The 26,501-nt window shown below is 34.2% G+C and carries 23 protein-coding genes; 11 read left to right on the top strand and 12 right to left on the bottom strand.

Features of this window, described 5'->3' with window-relative positions; all coding sequences use genetic code 11:
* The 6 genes from AAFN75_RS05230 to AAFN75_RS05205 all read right to left on the bottom strand — a co-directional run bounded on the left by AAFN75_RS05230 (window position 1) and on the right by AAFN75_RS05205 (window position 5,455).
* Complete coding sequence (locus AAFN75_RS05230) at window positions 1-330, bottom strand: HesB/IscA family protein (RefSeq protein WP_144118158.1); 330 nt, start codon at window positions 328-330, stop codon at window positions 1-3.
* A gap of 216 nt (window positions 331-546) precedes the next feature.
* Complete coding sequence (locus AAFN75_RS05225; protein ID WP_411808557.1) at window positions 547-753, bottom strand: hypothetical protein; 207 nt, start codon at window positions 751-753, stop codon at window positions 547-549.
* Window positions 754-868: 115 nt separating this feature from the next.
* Window positions 869-1,915, bottom strand: coding sequence for a cytochrome-c peroxidase (locus AAFN75_RS05220; protein ID WP_411808556.1), 1,047 nt, complete (start codon window positions 1,913-1,915; stop codon window positions 869-871).
* A 5-nt stretch (window positions 1,916-1,920) separates the two neighbouring features.
* Window positions 1,921-2,685 carry an MbnP family protein gene (locus AAFN75_RS05215; RefSeq protein WP_411808555.1) on the bottom strand — a complete coding sequence of 255 codons (765 nt, stop codon included), beginning with the start codon at window positions 2,683-2,685 and terminating at the stop codon, window positions 1,921-1,923.
* 9 nt (window positions 2,686-2,694) lie between these two features.
* Window positions 2,695-4,059, bottom strand: a complete 1,365-nt coding sequence (locus AAFN75_RS05210; protein WP_411808554.1) for a hypothetical protein — start codon at window positions 4,057-4,059, stop codon at window positions 2,695-2,697.
* A 10-nt stretch (window positions 4,060-4,069) separates the two neighbouring features.
* A complete protein-coding gene (locus tag AAFN75_RS05205) occupies window positions 4,070-5,455 on the bottom strand; it encodes a choice-of-anchor B family protein (protein WP_411808553.1) in 1,386 nt (461 codons plus the stop codon).
* 72 nt (window positions 5,456-5,527) lie between these two features.
* Between AAFN75_RS05205 and thiL the strand changes: the two genes are divergently transcribed.
* Entirely contained in the window at window positions 5,528-6,574 is a 1,047-nt protein-coding gene (thiL, locus tag AAFN75_RS05200) for a thiamine-phosphate kinase (RefSeq protein WP_411808552.1), read from the top strand.
* Here the strand turns inward: thiL and AAFN75_RS05195 are convergent.
* The 4 genes from AAFN75_RS05195 to AAFN75_RS05180 form a co-directional block, all read right to left on the bottom strand.
* A complete protein-coding gene (locus tag AAFN75_RS05195; protein ID WP_411808551.1) occupies window positions 6,571-6,831 on the bottom strand; it encodes a hypothetical protein in 261 nt (86 codons plus the stop codon). The genes thiL and AAFN75_RS05195 overlap by 4 nt on opposite strands.
* A 73-nt stretch (window positions 6,832-6,904) precedes the next feature.
* Window positions 6,905-7,159, bottom strand: coding sequence for a hypothetical protein (locus AAFN75_RS05190; protein ID WP_144118151.1), 255 nt, complete (start codon window positions 7,157-7,159; stop codon window positions 6,905-6,907).
* Window positions 7,160-7,221: 62 nt separating this feature from the next.
* Window positions 7,222-7,998 carry an alpha/beta fold hydrolase gene (locus AAFN75_RS05185; protein ID WP_411808550.1) on the bottom strand — a complete coding sequence of 259 codons (777 nt, stop codon included), beginning with the start codon at window positions 7,996-7,998 and terminating at the stop codon, window positions 7,222-7,224.
* A 45-nt stretch (window positions 7,999-8,043) separates the two neighbouring features.
* Window positions 8,044-8,700 (bottom strand): hypothetical protein, encoded by a 657-nt coding sequence (locus AAFN75_RS05180; RefSeq protein ID WP_144118149.1) that lies wholly within the window; start codon window positions 8,698-8,700, stop codon window positions 8,044-8,046.
* 219 nt (window positions 8,701-8,919) lie between these two features.
* Here AAFN75_RS05180 and AAFN75_RS05175 point away from each other — a divergent pair, with 219 nt between their 5' ends.
* Complete coding sequence (locus AAFN75_RS05175; RefSeq protein WP_411808549.1) at window positions 8,920-10,242, top strand: aspartate kinase; 1,323 nt, start codon at window positions 8,920-8,922, stop codon at window positions 10,240-10,242.
* Between the two features lie 61 nt (window positions 10,243-10,303).
* Here AAFN75_RS05175 and AAFN75_RS05170 read toward each other — a convergent pair whose 3' ends face one another.
* On the bottom strand, window positions 10,304-11,596 hold the full coding sequence (locus AAFN75_RS05170) for an aminopeptidase P family protein (protein WP_411808548.1): 1,293 nt from the start codon (window positions 11,594-11,596) through the stop codon (window positions 10,304-10,306).
* 110 nt (window positions 11,597-11,706) lie between these two features.
* Here AAFN75_RS05170 and AAFN75_RS05165 point away from each other — a divergent pair, with 110 nt between their 5' ends.
* From AAFN75_RS05165 to AAFN75_RS05140, 6 genes are all read left to right on the top strand, one after another.
* Window positions 11,707-13,509, top strand: a complete 1,803-nt coding sequence (locus AAFN75_RS05165; protein ID WP_411808547.1) for a T9SS type A sorting domain-containing protein — start codon at window positions 11,707-11,709, stop codon at window positions 13,507-13,509.
* A 136-nt stretch (window positions 13,510-13,645) separates the two neighbouring features.
* Complete coding sequence (locus AAFN75_RS05160) at window positions 13,646-15,448, top strand: T9SS type A sorting domain-containing protein (RefSeq protein ID WP_411808546.1); 1,803 nt, start codon at window positions 13,646-13,648, stop codon at window positions 15,446-15,448.
* A 285-nt stretch (window positions 15,449-15,733) separates the two neighbouring features.
* Window positions 15,734-16,411: a succinate dehydrogenase cytochrome b subunit gene (locus AAFN75_RS05155; protein WP_411808545.1), complete on the top strand. Its 678-nt coding sequence runs from the start codon at window positions 15,734-15,736 to the stop codon at window positions 16,409-16,411.
* 10 nt (window positions 16,412-16,421) lie between these two features.
* Window positions 16,422-18,434, top strand: coding sequence for a fumarate reductase/succinate dehydrogenase flavoprotein subunit (locus tag AAFN75_RS05150; RefSeq protein ID WP_411808544.1), 2,013 nt, complete (start codon window positions 16,422-16,424; stop codon window positions 18,432-18,434).
* A gap of 10 nt (window positions 18,435-18,444) precedes the next feature.
* A complete protein-coding gene (locus AAFN75_RS05145) occupies window positions 18,445-19,188 on the top strand; it encodes a succinate dehydrogenase/fumarate reductase iron-sulfur subunit (RefSeq protein ID WP_411808543.1) in 744 nt (247 codons plus the stop codon).
* Window positions 19,189-19,263: 75 nt separating this feature from the next.
* Window positions 19,264-20,187: a M28 family peptidase gene (locus tag AAFN75_RS05140; RefSeq protein ID WP_411808542.1), complete on the top strand. Its 924-nt coding sequence runs from the start codon at window positions 19,264-19,266 to the stop codon at window positions 20,185-20,187.
* On the opposite strand, the gene AAFN75_RS05135 is transcribed toward AAFN75_RS05140, so the two are convergent.
* Window positions 20,184-23,606, bottom strand: coding sequence for a hypothetical protein (locus tag AAFN75_RS05135; RefSeq protein ID WP_411808541.1), 3,423 nt, complete (start codon window positions 23,604-23,606; stop codon window positions 20,184-20,186). The genes AAFN75_RS05140 and AAFN75_RS05135 overlap by 4 nt on opposite strands.
* 277 nt (window positions 23,607-23,883) lie before the next feature.
* Between AAFN75_RS05135 and AAFN75_RS05130 the strand changes: the two genes are divergently transcribed.
* From AAFN75_RS05130 to AAFN75_RS05120, 3 genes are all read left to right on the top strand, one after another.
* Window positions 23,884-24,648, top strand: a complete 765-nt coding sequence (locus AAFN75_RS05130) for an exodeoxyribonuclease III (protein WP_411808540.1) — start codon at window positions 23,884-23,886, stop codon at window positions 24,646-24,648.
* Between the two features lie 19 nt (window positions 24,649-24,667).
* A complete protein-coding gene (locus AAFN75_RS05125) occupies window positions 24,668-25,627 on the top strand; it encodes an OmpA family protein (protein ID WP_411808539.1) in 960 nt (319 codons plus the stop codon).
* A gap of 191 nt (window positions 25,628-25,818) precedes the next feature.
* A complete protein-coding gene (locus tag AAFN75_RS05120; protein ID WP_411808538.1) occupies window positions 25,819-26,472 on the top strand; it encodes a hypothetical protein in 654 nt (217 codons plus the stop codon).
* Window positions 26,473-26,501 lie beyond the last annotated feature (29 nt).

Raw genomic sequence — 26,501 nt, 5'->3', positions numbered from 1 at the left:
TTATAATGAAAATGATTCGCCACATCCACAAGTACGGTTGGCGTTAGGGTTGTTAAAAACGAAACCTGTTCCGTTTAACCCTCCAGAATATTCTAACGTTGTACCTATTAGGTATAAAAAGCTTTTTTTATCAACTATGATTTTGATGTCGTTATCTTCAAAAACTTTATCGCCTTCTTGTTGTTCTTTATCAAACTTTAAATCGTAAGATAATCCAGAGCAACCTCCACTTTTTACTCCAACACGTACATAGTCAACAGTGGCATCATAACCATCATCGGTCATAAGCTCAACTACTTTCTTTTTTGCTGTTTCAGAGACTTTTATCATATTGTTTTATTATTAAATTTAGAAGTGTATTAATGCATATATTAAGACAGTTTCTAAATAGAGCACAAATATACAATATAAGTCCCTGAAAATCGAATAACCTAACATTATATTAGTATATAGTTTTATAGGTTTTTCTTATCAATAAACAATAGCTCGAATTATAGGTTGATTCGAGCGTTATAATAAGGGTAATTTGATAAGTAATTTAACGGTTTACCCCGTTTTTTTGTGAAGAAATTGAGTGGTTATTTCGCTATTTTCTTTATTGTAATAAGGTGTAATTATTCCGTTGTTTTCATATTTAAAATAACCACGACAAGACTTGCATATAAGTTCTGGTGTATTAGCAACAGCTTCAATTAGCCTGAAGTAATTATGGCCATAGGCAATGCAAAACGCATTTAAAGTAGTTTTGTTCATAAAATGAAAGATTTGGGGATTGTAAAAGTACTAAAAAACTTGTAAAATCAGACAAAAACAACCTTATTTTCGATGAAATACATTAATTATGTAGTCTAATACGTATTTTTATGATTTAACGGATAGTAAAATCATAATCTGAAAGTGATAGTAGAAAAGCTTTTAAATCTGCTTTATCACTATCAGATAAATTAACACCACCTAGGTTTATTTTTTTCATTAAAGGATCTATGGTCGCTGAGGTTTTTAAGCCTTCGCTGTAATGATTTATAACTTCCTCTAGTGTTGCAAATCGGCCATCGTGCATGTATGGCGCGGTAAAGGCAAGGTTTCTAAGTGAGGGCGATTTAAATTTTCCGTTGTCGGCTGGATCTCCTGTTACGGCACCTAAGCCTAGATCTGTAAAGGTGTTGTCTAGTCCATTATTATGAAACGAATTGTCTGTCCAAAGTGGGTTTTTATCGCTGCCATGACAATGGAAACAATCGCCTTTAGTTTCGTCCATAAAAACGTTAAAACCATTAAGTTCATTTGAAGTTAATTCGGTTTCACCTAAAAGAAATTGATCAAATTTAGAGTTAGCAGAAATCAAAGTTCGCTCAAACTGTGCAATGGCTTTTGATACCAATGTAGAATCGATATTGCTTGTGTCAAAAGCATTTTTAAATAATTTTGGGTATTCTGTGTCTTGCTGAAGTTTTAGTTGGAGATCCTTCCAGTTACTATCCATTTCGGTTGGGTCTGAAACAGGAACAAATGCCTGATGCTCTAAACTAAAAGTATTGCCATCCCAAAAGAATTTTTCATCGTAATTCCAAGCGAGGTTGAATAGAGGCATTGAATTTCTACTGCCTAAATTGCCGTTTATACCTTCGCTAAATTTAGCCGAATCTGTAAATGCATTTTCTGGAGCATGACAGTCTACACAGGCTAGGGTGTTATTTCTAGATAATATAGGATCAAAAAATAGTTTTTTTCCTAACGCTATGCCTTCTTGGGTTTGCGGATTATTAATAGGGATTATTGGCGGAATTATATTGTCTGAAAAGAGTTTTGGAATTTGCAAAGGACTTGGAGTTGCCACGTATTGTTCTACTGATTCATTTTCGCATGAAAAACAAAACAGTAAAGCAAGCATGATATGACATCGCCATTTTTTCAATTAAATTATTGATTTACAGATTCTAGACTAAATACATTTTGTCCGTTTTCATTCATCATTATTTGTGCAGCCGAATTTGGCATGAGTGCTTGGTTTAGTTCATTTAAATTCCAAGTGTTTGGTGTTTTAAACCACTCGGCAATATTCATTTCAATATTAAAGGTAGCATTACTAGTTATTGCGGTTGGGCCTAGGTTAATAACTATAAAGGTGTCTTGAGGGAAACTTGGGTTTTCTCCAGGATTATCAACTGCGCGAATAGCATGGTAATTAAAGCCTTGTTCTTTATTGGCATCGTTTAAAAATTTACCGTCGAATTGCATGTAATGGTAGCCGCCACCAAGCATATCTGGTACAATCCACGATGCCGTGTTTAAATCGGTATAGTTGTTTGTATTATCTTCATTATTAAAGCCAAAAGTAAATGAAATATTGCTGTATTCGCCAGTTGTAACAAAGGTTGAAGACATAAAACTTAGGTTTTCGTTATTTGTAACATCAACAAGGTTGTAGCCTTCTAAAACAATGGTTTTACCATCACTTTTATGAAACGTTATTTTTGAAATTAGATAACGTAATCGTTCGATACTTAATTGGTTTCCGTAAGCATTTGTGAATTTTATAGCGTTGAAATCAGTGTTTGTAATCGCAGTACCATCCCAGTTATGATTAAAATTAAAGGTAACATTGGTTAAGTCGATTTTGTCATTATTACTACATGCTGATGATAGCATCAATAAAACAAGAAGTAGTAGGGAGATTCTTTTCATTTTATGTGATTAATTTAATTTGAATATTAGTAAATCTGAAAACCCGTTATTAGTTGAAAGATCAAAATTAGAACTACTTGTGTCTCCAACTACTATGATGCTTTTATTATTAAGCTCGACAGCGTCGCAGGCGAAATCAATTTCTGATCCTCCTATAGTTTTTTGCCATAAAAGTTTTCCGTTAGTGTCTATTTTTAATAACCATGCGTCATTCTGACCATAATTTGTGGTTAAATCGCCATCTAAACTACGGGAGTTTCCTGCTATTATAAAGTTGTTATCTGCCGTTTTAGAAATGGATAATGCCACGTCAAAACTAGTGCCTCCAAAAGATTTTTCCCAAATAAGGTTTCCTGTAGGTGATATTTTAATGGTCCATAAATCTGCAGCACCATTGTTAATAGAAACGTCATTATCACTACTTCTAGTATTGCCAACAATAATATAGTTGCCATCGCTAGATTTTACAATGGCTCTAGCCTCATCGGTTTGCGAGCCTCCAAAAGATTTTTCCCAGACTAAAGCTCCGGTTTCAGATATTTTTACCACCCAAAAATCGTAAGTGCCTTTATTGTCTTTTATATCAACATCATTACTATCAGACGAGCCTATAAGTAAAAATCCATTATCTTCAGTTTGAATGGCACCATAAGGTGTATCGGTAAATGAACCTCCATAATAGTTTCGCCACTGTATTACTCCTAAAGTGTTTGTTTTAATGGCCCAATAATCGCCTCCGGCATGTAGAGTTTTTGAAGATTTTGAATTCGAGTTTTTACTATTTCCTTGTCCGTTGGATGCCGAAACATCTAATACACCTGTTAAGAGGTAGCCGTCATCGTTGGTTTGGATTATGGTGTTGCCTATGTCTGCGCCTAAAAAACCATAATTTTTTTGCCATAAAATAGTACCAGAAGCTGTTAGTTTTAACATCCAAAAGTCGTGAGCACCTTGGTTACTTGTAATATCTCCATCGTTACTTTTGCTAAATCCGATAACGGCATAACCACCATCGGAGGTTTGAATAATATCGTTACCTCTATCATCATCAGTTCCGCCATAAGTTTTTTGCCACTCTAGGTTGTTATTTTGGTCGTATTTTAGAATCCAATAATCAAAAGAGTCATTGGTTTTATTGGAAATGTCGCCATTTAAACTTTGTGTGTATCCTAAAATAATATAACCACCATCTGAAGTTTTGGAAATAGCTTGAGCGCTTTCGTTTTTGGTTCCTCCTAAAGATTTTACAAAACTAGTAGTAACAGATTCTACTGCTGTTTTTGGAGATTCTTCGGTTTTAGAGCAACTAAAGCATAACAAAGCTATGGCAAATATGCCACCTGTAAAACGGTATTGCTTTGAGCGAATAGGCATAATCAGGCAATTAAGAGCCACTTTTTCTAATTATAAATAAGCCTCTATCTATATCGCTAACAATAATATTTCCGCTAGAAAAATATGGGTAAATACTCCATGCGCCATTAAACTCGGTACCATTGTTAGTAGGGTAGGTATCAAAATAGCCTATTTCTGTAAAGTTACTATTTCCTATATCGGTGATATTTAACATACGGACTCCTGCTCGGTAATTTGCAAAATAATAGGTGTCATTTTTTACATAACCATTATGATCTATTGCAGCGCTTGCGCCATAATAATCAAAATGAAAAGAGGGATTGTCTAAATCTGTGAAATCAAAAACTATAGTTCTTGTGTTATTTCCGGCTCTAGCTTCGTCTAACTCATCGCCCAAAATAAAATATTTCATGTCTTGAGTAAACCAACCTTGGTGGGCATACCAAACATTAGCATAACTTATTGTTGAAATTATAGTAGGATTTGCTTTGTCTGAAACATCTGCTATTACGACTTCGTTTTCATTGCTACCTATTAAAATTTCTTTACCTGTATAATCACTATCTGGTCCATTATAAGTGACTACTTGTGCATCGTGAGAGTAGCCACCTTGACTAAAGCCACCTTCTGAAACTGGGTTTTTAGGGTCTTGAATATTTATAAAAATAGGGCCACCAAGGTATGTTGAGCTTCTGTTAGCACCTACAATATAGGCGTAACCAGAATCTTCGTTAATTACAATGTTATGAGCTTTACCAAATTCGGTAAAATGTGTGTCGGCTGTAAAAGTTTCTGGGGGATTAGGAACGTTTCGTAATCGTGTTAAATCAAATACTTGCATGCCATGATCGTCATTACAATTGGGGTCGTTTCCTAAGCTACAATCTGCAACTATAAACGCGTGGTCTTTATATACTTTAACATCTCGCCAAGGACCTGTTGACGATGCTGTTGGGAGGATTCCTAAATAAATAGGAGCTGTAGGTTCTGTAATATCAACAAAAGCAGTGTTATGAGATGTTGCCATTAAAGCATATTCTTTTCCTGTGGTAGTATCCGTCCAGCCCCAACAATCATTTCCTGCTGTAGCACCAAAAATGGTTAATGGTATGTTTGCCATTAAATCGTAATCGTTACACGGGTAAATGCCTGCAAAACCATTTTCGCAAATAGCTAATGGTGTTTTTTCAGCGTTAATAAAATCATCATCACAAGGATTTCCTATACCATCTTTGTCGTCATCTAATTGGTTTGGGTTGCTTGTAAATGGGCAATTATCAAAATCATCTAAAATGCCATCGTTATCGGTATCAATTACCGGGATTATTTCGTAAGGCTCATCGTTACAGGATTGTACATTAAAAACTAAAACGCAAATAAGTATTAGGTAGGAAAAAGGGCGTAAAACTGTCATTAGAGAATTTATTAAAATGCTAAATAATTATTAAAGATAGTAAAAACAAATATAGCTTCTTATTTTTGCATTATGATAGAAGATAAAAACCAGCAACGAACACAATTAAGTGACCTAGGTGAATTTGGATTAATTGACCATTTAACTAAGCATTTTAAAATTAAGCAAAACTCTACAGTAAAAGGTATTGGCGATGATGCTGCTGTTTTAAAATTTGACGATAAAAAAATAGTTGTTACTACTGATTTATTGATTGAAGGTGTGCATTTTGATTTAGGCTATATGCCTTTAAAACACTTAGGGTATAAAGCGGTAATGGTTAATTTGTCTGATGTTTATGCAATGAATGCTACTGCTACGCAAATAACAGTATCTATTGCGGTTTCTAACAGGTTTCCGTTGGAAGCTTTGGAAGATTTGTATGCTGGAATAGAGGCGGCATCGGCTTTATATCAAGTTGACCTTGTTGGTGGCGATACAACCTCGTCAAATAAAGGGCTGTTAATTTCTGTTACGGCTATTGGAACTTTGGAAGGCGATAGCGAAGTTTATAGAAGTGGAGCAAAGCCAAACGACTTACTTGTTGTGTCTGGAGATTTTGGAGCTGCTTATATGGGGCTTCAAGTTTTAGAGCGCGAAAAGGAAGTTTTTAAGGTGAACCCGAATAGTCAGCCAGATTTAGAATTGTATTCATATATAATTGAAAGACAGTTAAAGCCTGAAGCGAGACAAGATATTATTAAATTATTAAAGGATTTAGATGTAAAACCTACATCTATGATTGATGTTAGTGATGGTCTATCATCTGAAATTATTCATATTTGTAAACAAAGTCAAGTGGGGTGCGATTTATATGAAGAAAAAATTCCATTAGATCCTCAAGTTATTTCAACCTGCGAAGAATTTAATATAGATAGTACAACGGTGGCTTTAAATGGTGGTGAGGATTATGAGTTGCTTTTTACTATTTCGCAAGATGATTATACTAAAATAAAGGCAAATCCGAATTTAACGGTTATTGGGCATATAAAGGAAGAGAGAGAAGGTTTACATTTAGTAACTCGAGCAGATACACGAATTCCAATAAAAGCGCAGGGTTGGAAAGGTTTTAATGATTAAGCTATGCGTAGTTTTGCTTGGTTTTCAACAAGTACTTTATTTATAGGTTCGTTTTTTCTAAGTATGCGTTTGTGATGGATGCGCTCTAAAACGTCGTTTATTTCTCTAAATTTAGGTGTTAATGCTATTAAATCACCGTTTCCACTTGTAGTAAGTTCTGTTTTACAATTTTTACAGGTGTATTCTTTTACGTGATAGGTAACATGTCTAGATATTTTATAGTCATGCCCAAACACCTTGCAATGGATGCTTTTCATTTTACTTAAAATTAATTAATTTTAGAGAACGTTTTAAAAGTATTAAAAATCAGACCATTAAAATAATTAGTAACTAATAAATCGACGAAGAGAGATTTTTATTCTTTAAACGTTGTGTTCTGGCGTTGTGAATTCTTTCAAGAATAGCATTTATTTCTTTAAATTTAGGAGTTAGCTCGGTTAAGCAGCCATTACTGTTTGTTGTAAGTTGTGTTTTACAATGTCTGCAAGTATACTCTTTTACATGATAGGTTACGCGCTTAGTAACCTGATAATCATGGCCAAAAAGGTTGCAATACATTTTAGGAATTGGGTTAGGTTTTTTCATGATTTGTTAATTTGGGTTGTATAAACTTAATACAAATCACTCAATAAGTCGGTAAAAAGTAATTAAAATTCGATGAAACGCATTAACTCATATGAAAATTCGTATTTATTTTCAATATGACTCATGTGTCCGTCGTTGAATTCCACAATGTTCACTTTAGTATTTTTGGTTTGTGCAAGAAGCGTATCGTAACTTAAAATCGGGTCTTTTTTACTAATTATAAGCATAGTCTTATACGGTGCTGAGTGGAAAACAGAGGTGCGGTCTTTTCGTATTTTCATGCCTTCTAATGCAGCTACAATACCTTGAAGTGGTGTTTGCTGTGCTTCTTGAATTAAAGTTTTAATATTTTCGGCAAATGTAGTTCTGTTATTGGGGCTAAATAAGTTACCAATTGCCAATTGTATAAAGGTGTTGTGGTTTTGCTTTACTGCTTGTATCGCGCGATCTCTATTTTTTTTCTTTTCGTGTGTGTCTTCGTGTGGTGTCGAATTCATTAAGCACAAACCTTTCAGTGCTGCTGGGTTTTTTTCCGCGAAAGCGAGTGCTACATAGCCACCCATGGAATGTCCAATAATATAGAATTGCGAAACTTTTAAATGGGTTAAAACCGCTTGAACCGCTTCGGCCATAAGTTCCATAGAGTGCACATAACCTAAACAACCTGTTTTTCCGTGGCCCAATAAATCTATAGTAATAACTCTATTGTTTTGCGAAAGTGTTGGTGTAAACGGTTGCCACATTGAAGCGTTTTCTAGAAATCCGTGGAGAAAAACTACGGTGTTTCCTTTGCCTTGATCGGTAAAAAATATGTTTATGCCTTTATAGTCTAAATACATGTTTTCTTTATCTGGGGCAAAGATAAAGTCAACGATATAAATAAGCTAAGATTTTACTCTTTTAATGGCGGTAAAAGCTTTGTCGACAAATTCGTCTTCAACTAAAATAGTAAACTCGTTGGTGGTTGATAAGACTTCATAAAGTACAATGCCTTCCCAGGCTAAGCGTTTAAAAAAATGATAGTATAAACCCGCAATTTTAGAGTTGTCTTGAGGTAAATTAATACTAATTGCCGATAAGTTTTCTTGTACAGCAATAAAGGTTTCGTTCTCTAAATGATGATTAACAAAATCATTTAGACTGCTAGAAACAACTATGTTGCTTTCATGAATTCCTCTTGTAAAGGCATAAAAGAGTTTTTCTTCCGTATTAATTCGTTCTAGAATTTTGGCGTGATTATCTATTAATGTTGTTGAATTTTTTACGGTAAAATCGGTAAGGTTAGAGCGTACAGTAATGTCGCCAAGGTTTTGTATTACACGTTTCATTTTAATGGAATTACCTAGTGTAACAGGAGGGTTGTAGCGCCTTAAAGCCATCATAATAGCGCCAGGTTTCACATCCTTTTTTAGCATTTTGCTAATAGGTTCTACTAATTCTATGGCAAGCGCACTAAAATTTATGATGTTTCTGGAAAGCGCCTCTTCTAAATAAGGTTGCGTTATTAAAATGTCTTCAACGCAATTGGATACCGTTTTCATGTTATTAAACGTCTTAAGTGTTAATTATTTAACAATTTGTGTAAAAATAACTTTTTTTTATTAAAAATATCATTTTTTAATAAATGAGTTATAGTTTTGTTACTCAAATTAGTGAAAATGAAACCGGTATGATTAAAAATAATCTCTAAAAGCAAAATGGCTTGATTATTTTTCTCATTAAGGTTACATCTGACAGCTTTTTAAACATAGAATAAACAGATGAAAGTATTAAAATTTGGTGGAACGTCAGTAGGCTCTGTGAAAAACATGAGCGAGGTTAAAAATATAATTAACGACGGAAGTAAAAAGGTGGTTGTTCTTTCGGCTATGTCTGGAACAACAAATAAATTGGTTGCAATAGCAAACGATATTAAAAATAATGAACCTAATACTGCTATTGATAGAGTTAATAGTTTGCTAGAAACATATTTTGTTACTATCGACGAGCTTTTAAGTGATGTTACATTAAATAGTGATGTTAAAAATTATGTGTCAAGGGTTTTTGAACTTTTGGTTGAAAGTACAAACCAAGCATTTTCTGAAACCTTAGAGAATAAAATTTTAGCACAAGGTGAATTGCTTTCTACCTATATGTTTAATAGTTATTTAAAACAAGAAGGTGTAAGTTCTACATTATTGCCTGCATTGAGCTATATGCGTATTGATGACTTTAAGGAACCTGATACCGATTATATAGAAAGAGAATTTGATCGTGTTTTTAAAGCGGCTGATGATGCTCAAATATACATTACTCAAGGTTTTATTTGTTTAGATAGCGCTGGCGAAATCTCTAACCTTCAACGTGGTGGAAGTGATTATACAGCTACCATTATAGGTGCTGCATTTAAGGCAGAAGAGGTTCAAATCTGGACAGATATCGATGGTATGCATAATAACGATCCACGATATGTGGATAATACAAATGCGATTTCAAACTTATCGTTTGAAGAAGCTGCGGAGTTAGCTTATTTTGGAGCAAAAATTTTGCATCCACAAACCGTAACGCCTGTTAGAAAGGATAGTATTCCGGTAAGGTTAAAAAACACAATGAAACCAGATGCGCATGGTACCTTAATTTCCAATAGTACATCGGGAGAGGGTATTAAAGCCATTGCTGCAAAAGATAATATTACAGCCATTAAAATTAAATCGGCTAGAATGTTACAGGCTCATGGTTTTTTGAAAAAAGTTTTCGAAATTTTTGAAACTTACCAAACATCCATTGATATGATTACAACCTCTGAGGTTGCTGTTTCATTAACGATTGATGATGATAAAAATCTAGATAAAATTTTGGCAGAGCTAAAAAAAATAGCATCGATTGAAGTGGATGCCAACCAAAGTATAGTTTGCTTAGTAGGGAACTCTGTTGTCAATCATCAAGATACTTACAAGATGTTTAAGATTTTGCAAGATGTAAAAATTAGAATGATTTCTTATGGTGGAAGTAATAACAATATTTCTTTGTTAATAGACTCTAATGATAAAATTAAAACGCTACAAAAACTAAATGATTATTTATTTGAATTAGTCACTCTGTAACATATAATATTTTAGTGTTGTAAGCAAAAGGGTCGTTTTTAAAAACGACCCTTTTTAATTTTTATGAATTCATTAAAGATTCAATCTCTTCAATTTCTATAGGAATGTTTTTCATTAAATTAATAGGCTCTCCAGTGTTTTGGATAACCACGTCGTCTTCCAGTCTGATTCCGAATCCTTCATCTGGTATGTATATTCCAGGTTCTACAGTAAATACCATATTAGCTTCCATGGGTTCTGTTAGTATACCGTAATCGTGTGTGTCTAATCCCATATGGTGGCTAGTACCGTGCATAAAGAATTTTTTGTAGGCTGGCCAATCTGGATTTTCGTTTTGTACATCGGCTTTGTCTAATAAGCCTAAACTAAGTAACTCGCTAGTCATTAGTTTTCCAACTTCAACATGGTATGCTGCCCAGTCCGTACCCGGAGTTAGCATTTTTGTAGCTTCGTTTTTAACTCGAAGTACAGCGTTGTAAGCCGCTTTTTGTCTTTCAGTAAAACGACCAGAAACAGGAAGGCTTCTTGACATATCACTTGAGTAATTAGCGTATTCTGCAGCCACATCAAATAAAATTAGATCGCCAGCTTTACATTGTTGGTTGTTTTCTACGTAGTGCAAAACATTTGCATTGTTGCCTGATGCGATAATAGGTGTGTATGCAAAGCCTTTAGAGCGATTTCGTAAAAATTCATGCATAAATTCTGCTTCAATTTCAAATTCCCAAACTCCCGGTTTTACAAATTCTAGAACTCTTCGAAAACCTTTTTCGGTAATATTACATGCTTTTTGAATTAAATCAATTTCTATAGGTGATTTAACCGAGCGTAAACTCTGCATAATAGGGTTGCTTTTGGCTACCGCATGCGCAGGATATTTATTTTTTAACCACTTTGTAAAACGGTCTTCGCGGGTTTCCGTTTCAACATTTGCACGGTAATGCTCGTTGGTGTTAATATACACGGTATCGCATTGGGTCATTAATTCGAACATGATTTTCTCCATGTCTTGCAACCAATATACTGTTTTTATACCGCTTGTTTCAAAAGCTTTTTCTTTGGTTAGTTTTTCGCCTTCCCAAACTGCAATATGCTCGTTGGTTTCTTTTAAAAATAGAATTTCACGATGTTTCTTTTTAGGGCAATCAGGGAAAACTACAAGAATACTTTCTTCTTGATCTACTCCACTTAAGTAAAAAATGTCGCGGTGCTGCTCAAAAGGCAACGTGCTATCTGCACTTATAGGATAAATATCATTGGAGTTAAAAACAGCTAAGCTATTAGGTTTCATTTTAGCTTTAAAATTTGTTCTGTTTGTTTCGAAAAGAGATTTATCTATAGGTAAATATTTCATGTTAAATAAAGTTTATTTTTATCACTGATGTAAATGTATAAATAAAAAGTAGAATTTTATTTGCTATATTTGATAATCCCTCGCATTCTTAAATAAAATTAAAAAAGATTATGATTAAAAATTTACCTTTTAGATTAATGTTTGTGGCATTAATTTTTTTAATGAATTTAACAAAAGTTTCTGCTCAAGTATCGCTAAAAGAAATACCATTAAAGGAACAAATTGATAACTCTAGTTTAGTGGTTGAGGGCGAAGTTGTTGCACACCGATCTTTTTGGGATGAAGCGCAGGAAAAAATTTATACAGTCTATACTGTAAATGTATATAAGGTTTTTAAAGGGGAATTTGTAGAGCAAGTAGAGGTTGTAGAACTAGGTGGGACGGTTGGTTTAAATGCTTTGGTGGTTTCGCATGGTTTAAATCTTAAAAAAGGAAATCAAGGTGTTTTTACATTATATGATAGTAATTTTAAGCTAAAAGCAACAACAAAGTTAAAGAAGTTTAAAACGTATAGTGCGGTTCAAGGTTTCTATAAATATGATAGAGCTAATGATGAGGTTGCTAATGTATTTGGTAAAACAAATGGTATAGAAAGTACATTTTATAAAACGGTAACAAAACTTACTAAAACAAGTTATAAAGAAGTCAGAGCTTTTAAGGCAGCTAAAGTTAGTTCGAAAAGTGCAGGTGTTTTAGTTCCTGGAGGTATATCTTTTCCAAGTACACCGGTTACAGCTGGAACTAAAACAGAGTTGGTAATAACGGGTTCTGGTTTTGGTACAGATTTAGGTAAAGTGGGCTTTAGAGATGCCGATGAAGGTGGTGCGGTTTTTACTGATGCTTTGGACTCTGAAATTATATCTTGGTCCGATTCAGAAATTAGGGTGCATGTGCCAAGTTTTGCTGGTACGGGTAATATTCGTGTTACAGATTCGGGAGGAGCAAGCAGTGTATCTGCCGGTAATTTAACTGTTACTTATGCTACATCAAATGCATTGTTTGAAATTAGCGGAGAAAATCAAGCTTTTGAAGTACAACATTATAATAACAACGGGCTTGGTGGTTATACTTGGTCGTTTTTTACTGATTTCTTTCAGGATATGGTTCATCCAGGTGCTAAAGCATCTTATGAAAGAGCGTTAGAGAGTTGGAGGTGTGAAACTGGGGTTAATTGGATTGTAGATGCAAATGAAACTAATATTAGTGAAACTAGTGATATTGAGACCAATATTATTAGATTCGATAATGGAAATGAGCTTGAAGCTGGGGTATTAGGTGTAACATATACATCTTTTGGAGGTCGTTTTTGTCCAGGTGGTGTTATTGCTTATGTAGTGGATAATGATATGGTTTTTGATAAAGAAACGAGTTGGTATTTTGGTCTTGAAAACGAAACCTTAGATGCCGGTGAATATGATTTTGAAACCGTAGCGTTACATGAGTTAGGGCACGCGCATTTATTAGGTCATGTAAATGACGTTACAAACGTTATGAATTTTGAGATTTTTGATCAGGACATAAATACAACTTTAGATGTGAATAGTATAAATGCAGCAAATAGTGTGCACTTAAGAAGTACAACAAATGAGGTTTGTACTGGTAATCCAACTATTCCATTAATGACAGATTACTCGGGTTCATGTGGTTTAAGTGTAGGGGATAATACTATGGAAAATAGTATTTCTATTTACCCAAATCCAGCAGAAAACGAATTTTATATTCAATCTTCAATTGTAAATTTAAATAGAGTCGTTATTTACGATGTTGGAGGAAGATTAATTCTTGAATTGGATGTTGCAGATAATAGTAAATTAATACCCGTTAATTTAAGTAGTGTTTCTAAAGGTTTGTATTTTGTTAATTTATTTTCAGAAGAATCAAATTTTATTTCTAAAAAGCTGGTTTTAAAGTAGTAATATTTGTTTATTTTTGATTTTTTATTGATTTATTCATTTTCATATAGTCTAAAAATGTAAATCAACCGTACATAGGAATACAAATCTTGTTGCCACTGTTAAAGGCGCAAACCAACTATTTAAAATTTTGAGAATGAAGAAGGTTATATTACTTAGTTTATTGATTATTATAAGTTTAGAGACTTTGAGTGCTCAGATTTTATTAAAAACGGTGTCTTTAGAGAAACAAATTGAAAAATCCAGTTTAGTTGTTGAAGGTCAGGTTGTTGCTAAACAATCTTTTTGGGATGCTAATCACGAAAAAATATATACCGTTAATACCATTGAAGTATTTAAAGTATTTAAAGGCGGTGTAAAATCTTATGTAGATGTTATTACTTTAGGTGGTGTTTTAGATACTGAAGCGCAAGTAGTGTCTCCTAGTTTAGATTTAAACGTAAATGATGTTGGGGTTTTTACATTATATGATGACAACTTAAAATTGGGGACTGCTAGTCCATCTAACAATGCTAAATTTCTACCTTACGGAGTAACGCAAGCATTTTATAAATATGATTACAATAACGATTTAGCATCAAATCAATTTAATGTAAAACAAGGTATTCAAAGTGTTTTATATAAAGATATTGAAAGTCGAACTAAATCTGAATATATTGAAGTAGCTCCTTTTAGTATTCAAAATAAATTATTAAAAGCAAATGCGGCAAAGTTATTCGATGTCGACAATTTTTTTCCAACAACTATTTCGGCTGGAACTAAATCTATTTTAACTATTTCTGGTTCAGATTTTGGTTCGATAAAAGGTAAGGTAGGTTTTAGAAATGCTGATAACGCTGGAGATAATTATGTAGATGCTTTAGATTCTCAAGTCTTAACTTGGACTGATATTCTAATCACTGTTGAAGTGCCTTCACAAGCGGGAACAGGTCAGGTAAGAATTACCCATAATGATGGCAGTAGTTTTGAAACAGCTAACGTCTTAACTATCAATTATGCACAAAACAATATAGTTAGTAATAATATAGCTTACCCTTCACAACTTGTGGACGATAATGGAAGTGGTGGTTATACTTGGCAACTTTCGGCACATTTAGCACAAACAAACGGTGTGGCAGATGCTTTTAAATTAGCTTTAGAAACTTGGAGTTGCGAAACTAAAATGAACTGGGAATTGGATGAAGTTAATGTTGTAGCCAACTTAAATGCCATTCACAAAGCGGTTAATGATAATAAAAATGTTATTGCCTTTGATAATAGCTCGAGTTCTAATCCAGATGAGGTGTTACCAGATTTAGTTCTTGGCCAAAGAACCAGTTATTATGTTTCATGCAGCGAACCTATTAATGGGGTTCCTAGTTTAGTATGGTATGTAAAAGAATTTGATATTGTATTTGATGGTGATACGAACTGGAATTTCTCAGTAGATCCTCCTTCTGCGGTTCAATATGATTTTCAGAGTGTAGCTCTTCATGAGTTAGGGCATTGCAGGCAATTAGATCATGTTATTGATACTAACGATTTAATGCATTTTGATATTGCACAAGAAGAAGTGTTAAGAAATTTAAACAATTCTAATGTATTGGCGTCTCAAATAGTTCAAGATATTAGTGTAAATCAGCCTATATGTAGTCAATCTGGATTAGAGAATTATGCTATAAGCTGTAGTACTTTAGGTGTTGCAGAAGATGTTTTATCAGCAGGTATTAAAATGTATCCAAATCCTACAAATGGTGATTTGTTTATTAGTCATGATGGTGCAATAATTTTAGATAAAATTGTAGTTTACGATGTTAGCGGAAGGCTTATTTCTCAAAATACGAAGCCAAATTCATCTAGTTTAAAGACTATTAGTTTAAAAAATGCTTCTAAAGGAATGTATTTTGTCGATATCCATTCTGGAAATGCTGTTTTAACCAAAAAGCTCATTATTAATTAGTACTAATATTTCTAAAATATTATTTTAAAAAGGAGATCTATAATTAATAGATCTCCTTTTTTAATTAGTTAACCTATAGTCTGTTGTGAGTTTTAACAAAAAGAAAGCTAAATATTTATCAATTTCAAATATTATTTTAAGTATTCTTAGTTTAAGTTTGTTTTAGTTATGGATAATAAATTTCTTTAAAATCATTCTAAATAAAGAAAACATGACATTTGTTATTTGTCTAAGAGTGCATCCATAACTACCTTTGTTTAAATTAAAATAACAACTTCTAAAATAATGGGCGGATTTTTTAAATCTTCGATTGGAAGAAAAGTAGCCATGGCGCTTTCTGCATTCTTCCTTATGTTTTTTTTACTTCAGCATCTATTTATAAACATGTTATCTGTTTTTAGTCCAGATGCCTTTAATGAGGTTTCACACTTTATGGGTACAAACCCACTCGTGCAATATGCATTGCAGCCAGTGTTAATTTTTGCAGTAGTATTTCATTTTGTAATGGGTTTCATTTTAGAGCTTAAAAACAAAAAAGCTAATGGTGTGGCTTATGCTAGAAACAACGGTGCCGCAAACTCAACTTGGTCTAGTCGTAACATGATTTACAGCGGATTAGTGATTTTAGCTTTTATTGTACTGCATTTTATCGATTTCTGGATTCCAGAAATTAATACAAAATATATTGTAGGTGATATGTCTGGACTTCACAATGGGGAATTTAGATATTACCACGAATTAGTAGAGAAATTTCAAAACCCACTACGTGTAGGGGCTTATGTAATTTCATTTGTCCTATTAGGATTGCACTTAGCTCATGGTTTTACATCGGCTTTCCAATCTATGGGATCTACAGCTGGTCGTAAAAAGAACTTACAAGTATTTGGTAAAGCGTATTCTATAATAGTTCCTTTAGGATTTGTAATTATCGCGCTTTTTCATCATTTAATAAATAACCATTAATCTTAAAACTATGGCTTTAGATTCAAAAGTACCTCAAGGTCCAATTAAAGATAAATGGACAGATTATAAAAATCATATAGATTTAGTTAACCCAGCAAACAAACGTAACATCGATGTTATTGTTGTTGGAACAGGTCTAGCAGGTGGTTCCGCTTCTGCAACTTTAGCAGAACTAGGATACAACGTAAAAGCATTTGCTTATCAAGATTCTCCACGTAGAGCGCACTCTATTGCAGCTCAAGGGGGAATTAATGCAGCAAAAAACTACCAAGGCGATGGCGATTCTACATATAGATTGTTTTACGATACTGTAAAAGGTGGCGATTATCGTTCTCGTGAGGCCAACGTATATCGTTTAGCAGAGGTTTCGGCAAATATTATCGATCAATGTGTGGCTCAAGGTGTTCCTTTTGCTCGAGATTATGGTGGTTTGTTAGACAACCGTTCCTTTGGTGGTGTACTAGTGTCTAGAACATTTTATGCTAAAGGTCAAACAGGACAACAATTACTATTGGGCGCTTATTCTGCAATGAATAGACAAATTGCTCGTGGTAAGATTGAAATGTTTAACCGTCACGAAATGTTAGATGTTGTTGTTGTTGATGGTAAAGCAAGAGGAATTATAGCTAGAAACTTAATTACAGGAGAGATTGAGCGTCATTCTGCTCACGCCGTTGTAATTGCTTCTGGTGGCTATGGAAATGTGTTTTTCTTGTCAACCAACGCTATGGGATCGAATGTGTCTGCCGGATGGAAAATCCATAAAAAAGGCGCATACTTTGCAAACCCATGCTATACGCAAATTCACCCTACATGTATTCCGCGTTCAGGAGATTATCAGTCTAAATTAACGTTAATGTCTGAGTCTTTAAGAAATGATGGTCGTATTTGGGTTCCTAAAAACATGGAAGATGTTTTAGCGATTCGAGAAGGAAAGAAAAAGCCAGTCGATTTATCTGAGGATGAAAGAGATTATTACCTAGAGAGACGTTACCCTGCATTTGGTAACTTAGTACCTCGTGATGTTGCCTCTCGTGCAGCAAAAGAGCGTTGCGATGCTGGTTATGGTGTAAATGCTACAGGTGAAGCTGTGTATTTAGATTTTGCTTCTGCAATAGACCGTTACGGTAAAGAGCAAGCTAAAATTCATAATATAACAAGCCCTTCTAAGGAAAAAATATACGAGCTAGGACAAGCTATTGTTGAAGCGAAATATGGCAACTTATTCCAGATGTACGAGAAAATCGTAGATCAGAACCCATACGAAACTCCAATGATGATTTATCCAGCAGTACATTACACCATGGGTGGTGTATGGGTAGATTATAACTTAATGACTACCATTCCTGGATGTTACTGTATTGGAGAAGCTAATTTCTCAGATCACGGTGCAAACAGATTAGGAGCTTCTGCATTAATGCAAGGTTTAGCCGATGGATATTTTGTATTACCTTATACTATTGGCGATTATTTATCTGATGATATTCGAACTGGAAAAATTTCAACTGAAACTCCAGAATTTGAAGCTGCAGAAAAAGAAGTTACCGAAAGAATTAATTTCTTCGTAAATAATAAAGGCACAAAATCTGTTGATTACTTCCATAAGCGATTAGGGAAAGTAATGTGGGATAAAGTAGGAATGTCTAGAAACGCAAAAGGTTTAGAAGAGGCAATGGCCGAAATTAAAGCTATTCGTGAAGAATTCTGGAAAGAAGTTTCTGTACCAGGAACGGCAAATGAAATGAATCCAGAGTTAGAAAAAGCAGGAAGAGTTGCAGATTTCTTAGAGTTAGGAGAATTGTTTGCTAAAGATGCCTTAATGAGATCTGAGTCTTGTGGAGGTCACTTTAGAGAAGAATCTGCTGAGTTAGATGGTCCTCAAAAAGGAGAAGCAAAACGTAATGATGAAGATTTTGCTTTTGTAGCTGCTTGGGAATATAAAGGAGAGCCTGCAGATGCCGTTTTACACAAAGAAGAATTAGAATTTAAAGATATAGAACTAAAACAACGTTCATACAAATAATAAAGACATTATGAATTTAACACTTAAAATTTGGAGACAAGCCGACTCAAGTTCAAAGGGTCAAATGGTAGATTATAAAGTGACTGAAATTTCAGAACACATGTCTTTTTTAGAAATGATGGATGTTTTGAACGAGCAGTTAGTAAATTCTGGTGAAGAACCAGTGGCTTTCGATCATGATTGTCGTGAAGGTATTTGCGGTATGTGCTCTATGTACATAAATGGTGAGGCTCACGGGCCAGATAGAGGCGTAACAACCTGCCAATTACACATGAGAATGTTTAAAGATGGCGATACCATTACAATCGAACCTTTTAGAGCAGCAGCTTTTCCAGTAATTAAAGATTTAGTAGTAGATAGAAATGCGTTTGAGCGTATACAACAAGCAGGTGGTTACATTTCTGTAAACACTTCTGGTAATACTCAAGATGCAAACTCTTTACCAATATCTAAACATGCTGCCGATGAAGCTATGGATGCTGCAACTTGTATTGGTTGTGGTGCCTGTGTTGCAACTTGTAAAAACTCCTCTGCTATGTTATTTGTAGGTGCTAAAGTATCGCAATATGCGTTATTACCACAAGGACAAGTAGAAGCGGCAGACCGTGTACAAAACATGGTTGCGCAAATGGATTTGGAAGGTTTTGGTAACTGTACAAATACTGGTGCTTGCGAGGTAGAATGTCCTAAAGGAATTTCTTTAGATAACATTGCTAGAATGAATAGAGAATTAATGAAAGCTACCGTTAAGTAGTTCCATTTAAAATATATTTTAAGCCCATATCAACTTGTTGGTATGGGCTTTGTTATTTATTTACTATTATTGTGTATGAATAAAATTGCCCTAATTCTATTTTTTTGCTTCATTTTTCAAGGGTCGCAAGTGCTAGCTCAAACAGATTCAGCTTTAACACAGGCCTTTAATGAAAAAGACTTGCTTAAACATGTTAAGTCCTTGTCTTCCGATGCGTTCCAAGGTCGAAGAACCGGTGAAACAGGCGCTATAAAGGCCCGAAAATATATTGTAAATCAATTTCATAGCGCACAGGTTAAACCTTTAGGAAAAGCGTTCGAACAAGCATTTACGTTCCGTAAAGGAAGTAAACAGTATAATGCTGTAAATGTTATTGGCCAAATAATAGGTACGGAGTTCCCTAAAAAGTATATCGTTATAAGTGCACATTACGATCACGAAGGTATTAAGCAAGGTCGTATATATAATGGTGCAGACGATAATGCTTCTGGAGTAAGTGCTTTATTCGCTTTCGCGGAATATTTTAAAACATACCCACCAAAACATACCGTTATTTTAGCTGCTTTTGATGGCGAGGAATTAGGCTTACAAGGCTCTAAGTATTATGTGAATCATCCTATTGTTTCCCTAAATGATATCTTAGTTAATTTGAATTTAGATATGATTAGCCGAAGCAATAAAAATGAGTTATTTGCCGTTGGTACATCATTCAATAAGAATTTGAAAAATTTAATTTCGAAGGTGAAAACGACTTCTAAAATACAATTAGTTAGCGGTCATGATGGTAATGATGGATTAGAGAATTGGACATATGCTTCAGATCATGCTAATTTTCATAAAAAAAACATTCCGTTTATATATTTTGGGGTTGCAGATCATAAAGATTATCACGAACCAACCGATGATTATGAAAATATTCATCCTGAGTTTTATACCGAAGCTGTTAAAACAATACTAGCTGTTTTTACAGATGTGGATAATGCTAAAACGCATTTTTAAAAATAAGCCTTTAGCTGAATTGAGCCAGAATGTATAGTGCGACTAGTTTCCGTTTTTCTTCCAAAATAACTCATGTTCAAATCTAAAAATTTGGTTAGCTTTTTTTGCGCTAACAGGCTCCAAGTAAAGTTTTTTCCGGGTTGTAAACCTTCTAATAATTGATAGGCTACTGGCGTATTTGAGTTGCCTGTATAATCGTTAGAAAAGTAATTGAATTCACCATTAATAGCACTTTGTTGGCTACTGGCTAAACTAAAAGATACGCCGTAATTTTGTTGTTTTAAAGTTTCTAAATCGCCAATAGTATTGTTTTTACTCGCGTATTGGTAAAATATATCGAAACTAGAATTGTCGTTAAATAAGTAAGATAGTTTAGGGTTAAATCTGGCCTCGTCAAAATTATAATTTTTACTAGCAAAATTTTCACTAATGCTCTCGTTAGTATCAAAAGCCGAAAGCATATTTACCAGCCAGTTTTCAGATAATTTATGATTAAAATTAAACTGATGGCTTTTTAAACCATTTTCTATAAATCCAACAGATAAGATGCTTCGCGTGGTGTTTTCTAAAAAAGTATAAGACGTCGTGTAACGCTGTTTTCCTCTGTTAAAAAACAATACGTTTCTAAAGTTTAATTGTAAACCCAATTGGTCTTCTTCGTTACTATTAAACGGATTCAAATTAAAATCGCCGCCTTCTCGTTTTATTTTTCTATCAATTAAATAACTGGTTTGATTGTAAAAATGCGACCAGAATTTTTTGGATTTTTTATCGGAAACCGACCATTGTGCTGGGTTTATAGTAAGCGTTTGGCTCAGTCTGTTTTGATGCGTTTTTAAATATACCTGATTGGGCAGTAGGACCCGAATGTATATGCCTTGATCTTGAAATTGAGCAATTTCAAACTCTTCAAGTTCCTGAATACCGTTTTGGTTATAATCATTCCAAGTGTAAGTACCTTGTCCGGCTTCAACTTCCACGTAAGTGAAATCTTGTTGCGCTAATTGTCCAGAATTGGTTTCAAAAATAGTGTTCCATTGCACAATTTGCTTAAATAGTTTTTGGTTAAATTGTAATCTAGAATTTATAGAGTTCTCATCATCTAAGGCGTCATCTGCATTATTTAAGGTTCTGTAATTGGCGTATAAAGATAAATTGGTGTTTTTGTTTTGAATAAGTCTGGAGTCAAAATAAAAAGTGTTAGATGTGTTTACCTTTTGCAATTCATTATTTCTAATACTATCATTTACACGGTTTTTATATCCAATTTCTGTAAAAATCTTAGTGCTATCACCAACACCAACAAATACTTCGTACGATTTAAATTTCTGACTTAAAGCCGTAAGTTCTTGCGTGCTATTATTACGTTGTTCATTATCTTCAATAGCTATTCTTGTACCAATCCAACTATGTTTCATGCTATAGGTAATACGATTAAAAGACCTTAAAAAAGTTGAGGTATTTACATTAGAATCTGCATTTAAAAAACTAGAAGACGTATAAATATTAAACTTGTTTAAAAACAGATTAGCAAAGGTAATATGTCTGTTTCCGTTAAATCCATCAGAGAAGTTTAAATGCTCAAATTGGTAATTAATACTGCCTTTTTTATGATGCGATAACTTTAAACCTGAATTTAAAAGAATTTGGTTTCCTAAATTTAATCCAATACCACTGGTGTTGTCGAGGTCTAAGTTCCAGTCGCGGTTAAATTCTGGATTGTATAAACCCTCAATATTTCGGTAGTTAGAACTTATGTAATCGCTATCCAAATAGGCATCAATAGTCCATAGGCTATCTTTTTTTACAAGGTTTTGATTGATATTAATTTTCCCTGCAAAACCATCGTTATTATCGTCGTTTATGGTTGAAAACGCATTTAAATCATTTTTACTACCCGAAGCCTCGAAACTAATATTTGTTTTATCTGTTGGTGCATAACTACCATTTAAAACCGCAATTTGTAGTTTGGTTGGGGCTTCCAATTGAACAATAGGGGCGTAGTTTCCTTGGTTTACGCCAACATACTCGTAAATATTATTAATATGGTTAATATTGCTCAAGGCATAATCCCCTAGATTGTCGCCTACAAAAGTGAAAGTTACGCGGTATAACTCTTCATCTGGATCGTTAGAAAACTCGAAACCTTCAACAGTACCAAAAAGTGTTTTTCTGTATAAAATGCGGTTGTCGTTTAGTTCATCTCGAACTTCAGACGGTGCTACCATTAACGACTTATCATCGCCCGCATTGGCAAGAATTTCAACTTGTTCTTCCGAGAGGTTTTGTTGAAGCGGTTGGTTTTTAGCATCATTTTCAGAATACACAGAAACCCCAATTTTCAATTTTTCGCTTTCATAATTTCCGCCACCATAGGCTACAAACCGCGAATAATTTCTGTCGCTATATTGGTAATCTACCGTTATTCGCATTTCGGACGTTATTGGGTAAGTCGAGTTAAATATAATTTCACCTGCATTATAATCTATAATATAATCTTGGTCTTCACCACGTTTTATAGGAATGCCATTTACATAAACCGTTTCGCTACCCGAAACAATAAGCACAAATAATTCGCCATTAGGACCCTGAAGTTTGTACGGCCCTTGGTTACCCTCTAAAGCAGTAAATTGGCTCGTACTAAATTGCCCTCTAACTATAGCGCCTGCCGCAAATAAATTGGTGCTATTAACTGTTTCGCCTAAATTCAAGTTAAAATTTAATCCTTGTACGCGTTTAGAAAAGCTTGAAAAGTAGGATTTAGTATTTACCAGATCAATATCTCCAGCACGAATATTCCAGCGGTCGCTAAATAGCTCTATAAATACTTGGTCGAACTCATCTAAACGCTGGCTATACCCACTTTCTTGTAACGGAATATTAGCATCTTGAATGGAGGCTCGCAAGGATACCTTATCATTTAATTTCCCTGTAATTTGAAGGTCTAATTCGCTATTTAAAACCGAGTTTTGGTTATTACCAACCGTTACACCCCGCGATATGCTTCCAGAGGTTGTTAAGCCATCAAAAGGGACATACGTTTTATCTGTATTAGGTTGTTTTAATTTATATAAGGTTTGGTTGGTGCTATTATTTTTTACAATAATGCGCTCGTCCAGCTGTTGGTAGGTTCTTGTTAAAAAGTCGGGGAATTTTAGGTAGTTTATTAGTACAGAATCTGTATCAATAGCCTTTTTAAATGTTAAAATGGCGTTTGGAAAATCAACCGAATAGTAGGTGGAATCTATAACGGTGCTATCCTTTTTTTTTATAAAAAAGTAATTAGAATTGATGCTTACACTGTCAATTTTAATCGTGTCTTTTACAGCATATTTTTTAGTTTTATAGTTGGACGATGGGTTTTGCGAAAAGCCGCAAAATCCAAGTAAAACTATAAGTAAGGTAATTATGTCCTTCATTAACTATGTAAACTACAAATTGTTTAAAATATTTTAGTGAAGCTCTGTTTTTAGAAGCCTTTTTGGGTGCTAAAATTAGACGATCCAACTAATCTCGATTTTTATGTCGAGATCTCAAACACTAAAACTAATATGTTAAAAAAATTAGTTAAATCTGCTGTAAAATGATACCGTAAAAGTAATGTATTATTTATTTTAGCTGAAACAATCGCTTTTTAATAAAAAGCGTATTTTTCCAACAAAAGGTACAACGCTTTTAAAATTTAAATAAAAACTAATGAAAATTATATCCTATAACGTAAACGGCATTCGTGCAGCCATTAATAAAGGTTTTATCGACTGGTTAAAAGCTGCAAATCCAGATGTTATTTGTTTGCAAGAAATTAAGGCTATGGAAGAACAATTGGATTTAAGCCTTTTTGAAGAAGCTGGATATAAATATAACTATTGGTACAGCGCACAAAAAAAAGGATATAGTGGTGTTGCTATTTTAAGTAAGACCGAACCCAATCACATTGAGTACGGTACCGGAATTGAGTCTATGGATTTTGAAGGTAGAAATATTCGTGCCGATTTTAATGGCGTTTCGGTTATGAGTTTGTATTTACCTTCGGGAACTAACGATGCCAGATTAAGCCATAAACTGGAATATATGGATCTGTTTCAGGAGTATATTAATAATCTTAAAAAAGAGATTCCAAACCTAGTAATTTGTGGCGATTATAATATTTGCCATGAAGAAATAGATATTCATAACCCAAAAATGAAAGGCGTTTCAGGATTTTTACCCGTAGAGCGCGAGTGGATTGGGAGTTTTATAGAAAGCGGGTTTATCGATTCATTTAGATTTATACATCCTGATTTACAGCAATATAGCTGGTGGAGTTATCGTGCCAATTCGCGTGCCAATAACAAAGGTTGGCGATTAGATTATGCCATGGTTTCGCAACCCTTACAAGAAAACATAAAAAGAGCCGTTATACTGTCAGATGCAGTTCATAGCGACCATTGTCCTATTCTGGTAGAAATAGAAAATAAATAACAAACTAATGCAAAGCAACATGATTAAAAAAAGCATTTTCACAGTATTCACTCTTGTAGTATTAGCATCTTGCGTGTCTCCAAAAGTATATAAAGACCTCGAAGCCAAGTATGCCGATTTAAAAAAAGAGAACCGAAAATTATCAACCAATAACGAAGCGCTTTTAAGTGCGAAAACAGCTGCCGAAAACGAATTAAAGCAAATACAATCTGCTTACGACGAGGCCATAGCACAACGCGATAAATTACAAGGCGAGTATAACGCCGCCAAAGCCAATTTAGATAATATGAAGGCCTCTTACGATGCTTTAGAAAAAAATAGTTCAGCATCCATTGCTGCAAACTCTCAAAAAAACAGAGAGTTATTAGCGCAATTAGAAGCCAAAGAGCAAGCACTAGCAGCCGAAAATGCACGTCTAGAAAAGCTTAAAAAAGAATTGGAAAACCGTTCTAATCGCGTAGCAGAACTAGAGCAAGTTATCGCATCCAAAGATGCAGCAATGACAGCGCTTAAAAATGCCATTTCTAGAGCCTTAACCGATTTTGAAGGTAAAGGGTTAACGGTAGAGCAGCGCGACGGTAAAGTGTATGTATCTATGGAAAATAAACTGCTTTTCAGTTCAGGAAGTTGGGCTGTTGGCTCAGAGGGTACACGTGCGGTAAAGCAACTAGGTACGGTACTTGGCGAGAATCCAGACATAGCAGTTTTAATTGAAGGGCATACCGATGATGTGCCGTACAAAGGCAACGGTATTTTAACAAGTAACTGGGATTTATCTACTAAACGTGCCACAGCAATTGTAAATATTTTACGTCAAAATGATGATATCAATCCAGAAAATTTAACGGCAGCAGGACGCGGCGAATTCGCACCAGTGGCCTCTAATGAAACCAAGGAAGGTAAGGCGAAAAACAGACGTATCGAAGTTATTTTAACACCAAAGCTAGACGAGCTTTCTAAGTTGCTAAGTGAGGAGTAAAATTTAGGCGTTACCACAAGGGTCGGGCTTTCGGTAGTCGCTTTTTTGTGTTGCATATGTGCAACAACACAAAAAGAGCTCCAACAATACCTCAATCCCTAACGCATAAAAAACCGTTAAAAGCTAAAATGGCTTTTAACGGTTTTTTATCTTTACGCTAAATCGATAAAAATCATCGGTTAAAATTTACTATGAGGGTATTTAAAAGTTTATTTATAGTTTTGCTGTTTTCAAGTTCTTGTAACTCGTTTGACGAAAAGGAAGTTAAGAATGAAGTATTCTCTCCTGAATTTAAAAACTACCAACTTCAAAATAACCTAGAATTAATAAATTTAGATACTATAAATACATATTCAGAGCTTAGAAAAGAGATGAGTCGAATTGATTGTTCTGGGAAAGTTGCGGGCTTAAAGTTTAGTTATAATCAAGTCCATTATAACACAGTAGGATTTGCATATTGCCCCAATATAAGTGAAGATGCCTGTTATTTCACACCTAATCAGTTTACAATAAAAAACGATTCGTTTATCAAAGGTTTTAAAAAAAGGAAGTCTATAGAACACCTTAATAGAGTATTAGATACAACAATTTCAAATAAGTATAATTTTCGATATAAACAGAATAAGTTAAAACCTGCTGTGATTTTTCTCTATGTAGAAGATAAACATTCAATAGTAGTTACTAAAAAAGTTTTAAAAGAAATAATTGAGCAGTTTAATAGAGTGAATTCTGATAAATCTCCGGATTATTTTAAATATACAATTTTGTTTGAGGGTTATAGTTTACTAGATATTCCTCCGCCACCTCCACCTCCTGTAGAAAATAACAAATTAATTTTAAATTAAAAAGATTCCTGCCTGCGCAGGAATGACAA

The organism is Algibacter sp. AS12 (assembly GCF_046736315.1).
Lineage (GTDB): Bacteria > Bacteroidota > Bacteroidia > Flavobacteriales > Flavobacteriaceae > Algibacter_B > Algibacter_B amylolyticus.
The sequence above is the reverse complement of the archived record's forward strand: the minus strand, read 5'-3'. Positions and strand labels throughout refer to the sequence as shown.

Excerpts from the sequence above, each read along its gene's own strand:
- AAFN75_RS05145 (WP_411808543.1), top strand. The coding sequence starts at position 18,445 with ATGAATTTAACACTTAAAATTTGGAGACAAGCCGACTCAAGTTCAAAG.
- AAFN75_RS05120 (WP_411808538.1), top strand. The coding sequence starts at position 25,819 with ATGAGGGTATTTAAAAGTTTATTTATAGTTTTGCTGTTTTCAAGTTCT.
- AAFN75_RS05190 (WP_144118151.1), bottom strand. The coding sequence starts at position 7,159 with ATGAAAAAACCTAACCCAATTCCTAAAATGTATTGCAACCTTTTTGGC.
- AAFN75_RS05225 (WP_411808557.1), bottom strand. The coding sequence starts at position 753 with ATGAACAAAACTACTTTAAATGCGTTTTGCATTGCCTATGGCCATAAT.
- AAFN75_RS05170 (WP_411808548.1), bottom strand. The coding sequence starts at position 11,596 with ATGAAATATTTACCTATAGATAAATCTCTTTTCGAAACAAACAGAACA.
- AAFN75_RS05205 (WP_411808553.1), bottom strand. The coding sequence starts at position 5,455 with ATGACAGTTTTACGCCCTTTTTCCTACCTAATACTTATTTGCGTTTTA.
- AAFN75_RS05140 (WP_411808542.1), top strand. The coding sequence starts at position 19,264 with ATGAATAAAATTGCCCTAATTCTATTTTTTTGCTTCATTTTTCAAGGG.
- AAFN75_RS05185 (WP_411808550.1), bottom strand. The coding sequence starts at position 7,998 with ATGTATTTAGACTATAAAGGCATAAACATATTTTTTACCGATCAAGGC.
- AAFN75_RS05230 (WP_144118158.1), bottom strand. The coding sequence starts at position 330 with ATGATAAAAGTCTCTGAAACAGCAAAAAAGAAAGTAGTTGAGCTTATG.
- AAFN75_RS05210 (WP_411808554.1), bottom strand. The coding sequence starts at position 4,059 with ATGCCTATTCGCTCAAAGCAATACCGTTTTACAGGTGGCATATTTGCC.
- AAFN75_RS05175 (WP_411808549.1), top strand. The coding sequence starts at position 8,920 with ATGAAAGTATTAAAATTTGGTGGAACGTCAGTAGGCTCTGTGAAAAAC.
- AAFN75_RS05160 (WP_411808546.1), top strand. The coding sequence starts at position 13,646 with ATGAAGAAGGTTATATTACTTAGTTTATTGATTATTATAAGTTTAGAG.
- thiL (WP_411808552.1), top strand. The coding sequence starts at position 5,528 with ATGATAGAAGATAAAAACCAGCAACGAACACAATTAAGTGACCTAGGT.
- AAFN75_RS05215 (WP_411808555.1), bottom strand. The coding sequence starts at position 2,685 with ATGAAAAGAATCTCCCTACTACTTCTTGTTTTATTGATGCTATCATCA.
- AAFN75_RS05135 (WP_411808541.1), bottom strand. The coding sequence starts at position 23,606 with ATGAAGGACATAATTACCTTACTTATAGTTTTACTTGGATTTTGCGGC.
- AAFN75_RS05125 (WP_411808539.1), top strand. The coding sequence starts at position 24,668 with ATGATTAAAAAAAGCATTTTCACAGTATTCACTCTTGTAGTATTAGCA.
- AAFN75_RS05150 (WP_411808544.1), top strand. The coding sequence starts at position 16,422 with ATGGCTTTAGATTCAAAAGTACCTCAAGGTCCAATTAAAGATAAATGG.
- AAFN75_RS05180 (WP_144118149.1), bottom strand. The coding sequence starts at position 8,700 with ATGAAAACGGTATCCAATTGCGTTGAAGACATTTTAATAACGCAACCT.
- AAFN75_RS05195 (WP_411808551.1), bottom strand. The coding sequence starts at position 6,831 with ATGAAAAGCATCCATTGCAAGGTGTTTGGGCATGACTATAAAATATCT.
- AAFN75_RS05165 (WP_411808547.1), top strand. The coding sequence starts at position 11,707 with ATGATTAAAAATTTACCTTTTAGATTAATGTTTGTGGCATTAATTTTT.
- AAFN75_RS05155 (WP_411808545.1), top strand. The coding sequence starts at position 15,734 with ATGGGCGGATTTTTTAAATCTTCGATTGGAAGAAAAGTAGCCATGGCG.
- AAFN75_RS05130 (WP_411808540.1), top strand. The coding sequence starts at position 23,884 with ATGAAAATTATATCCTATAACGTAAACGGCATTCGTGCAGCCATTAAT.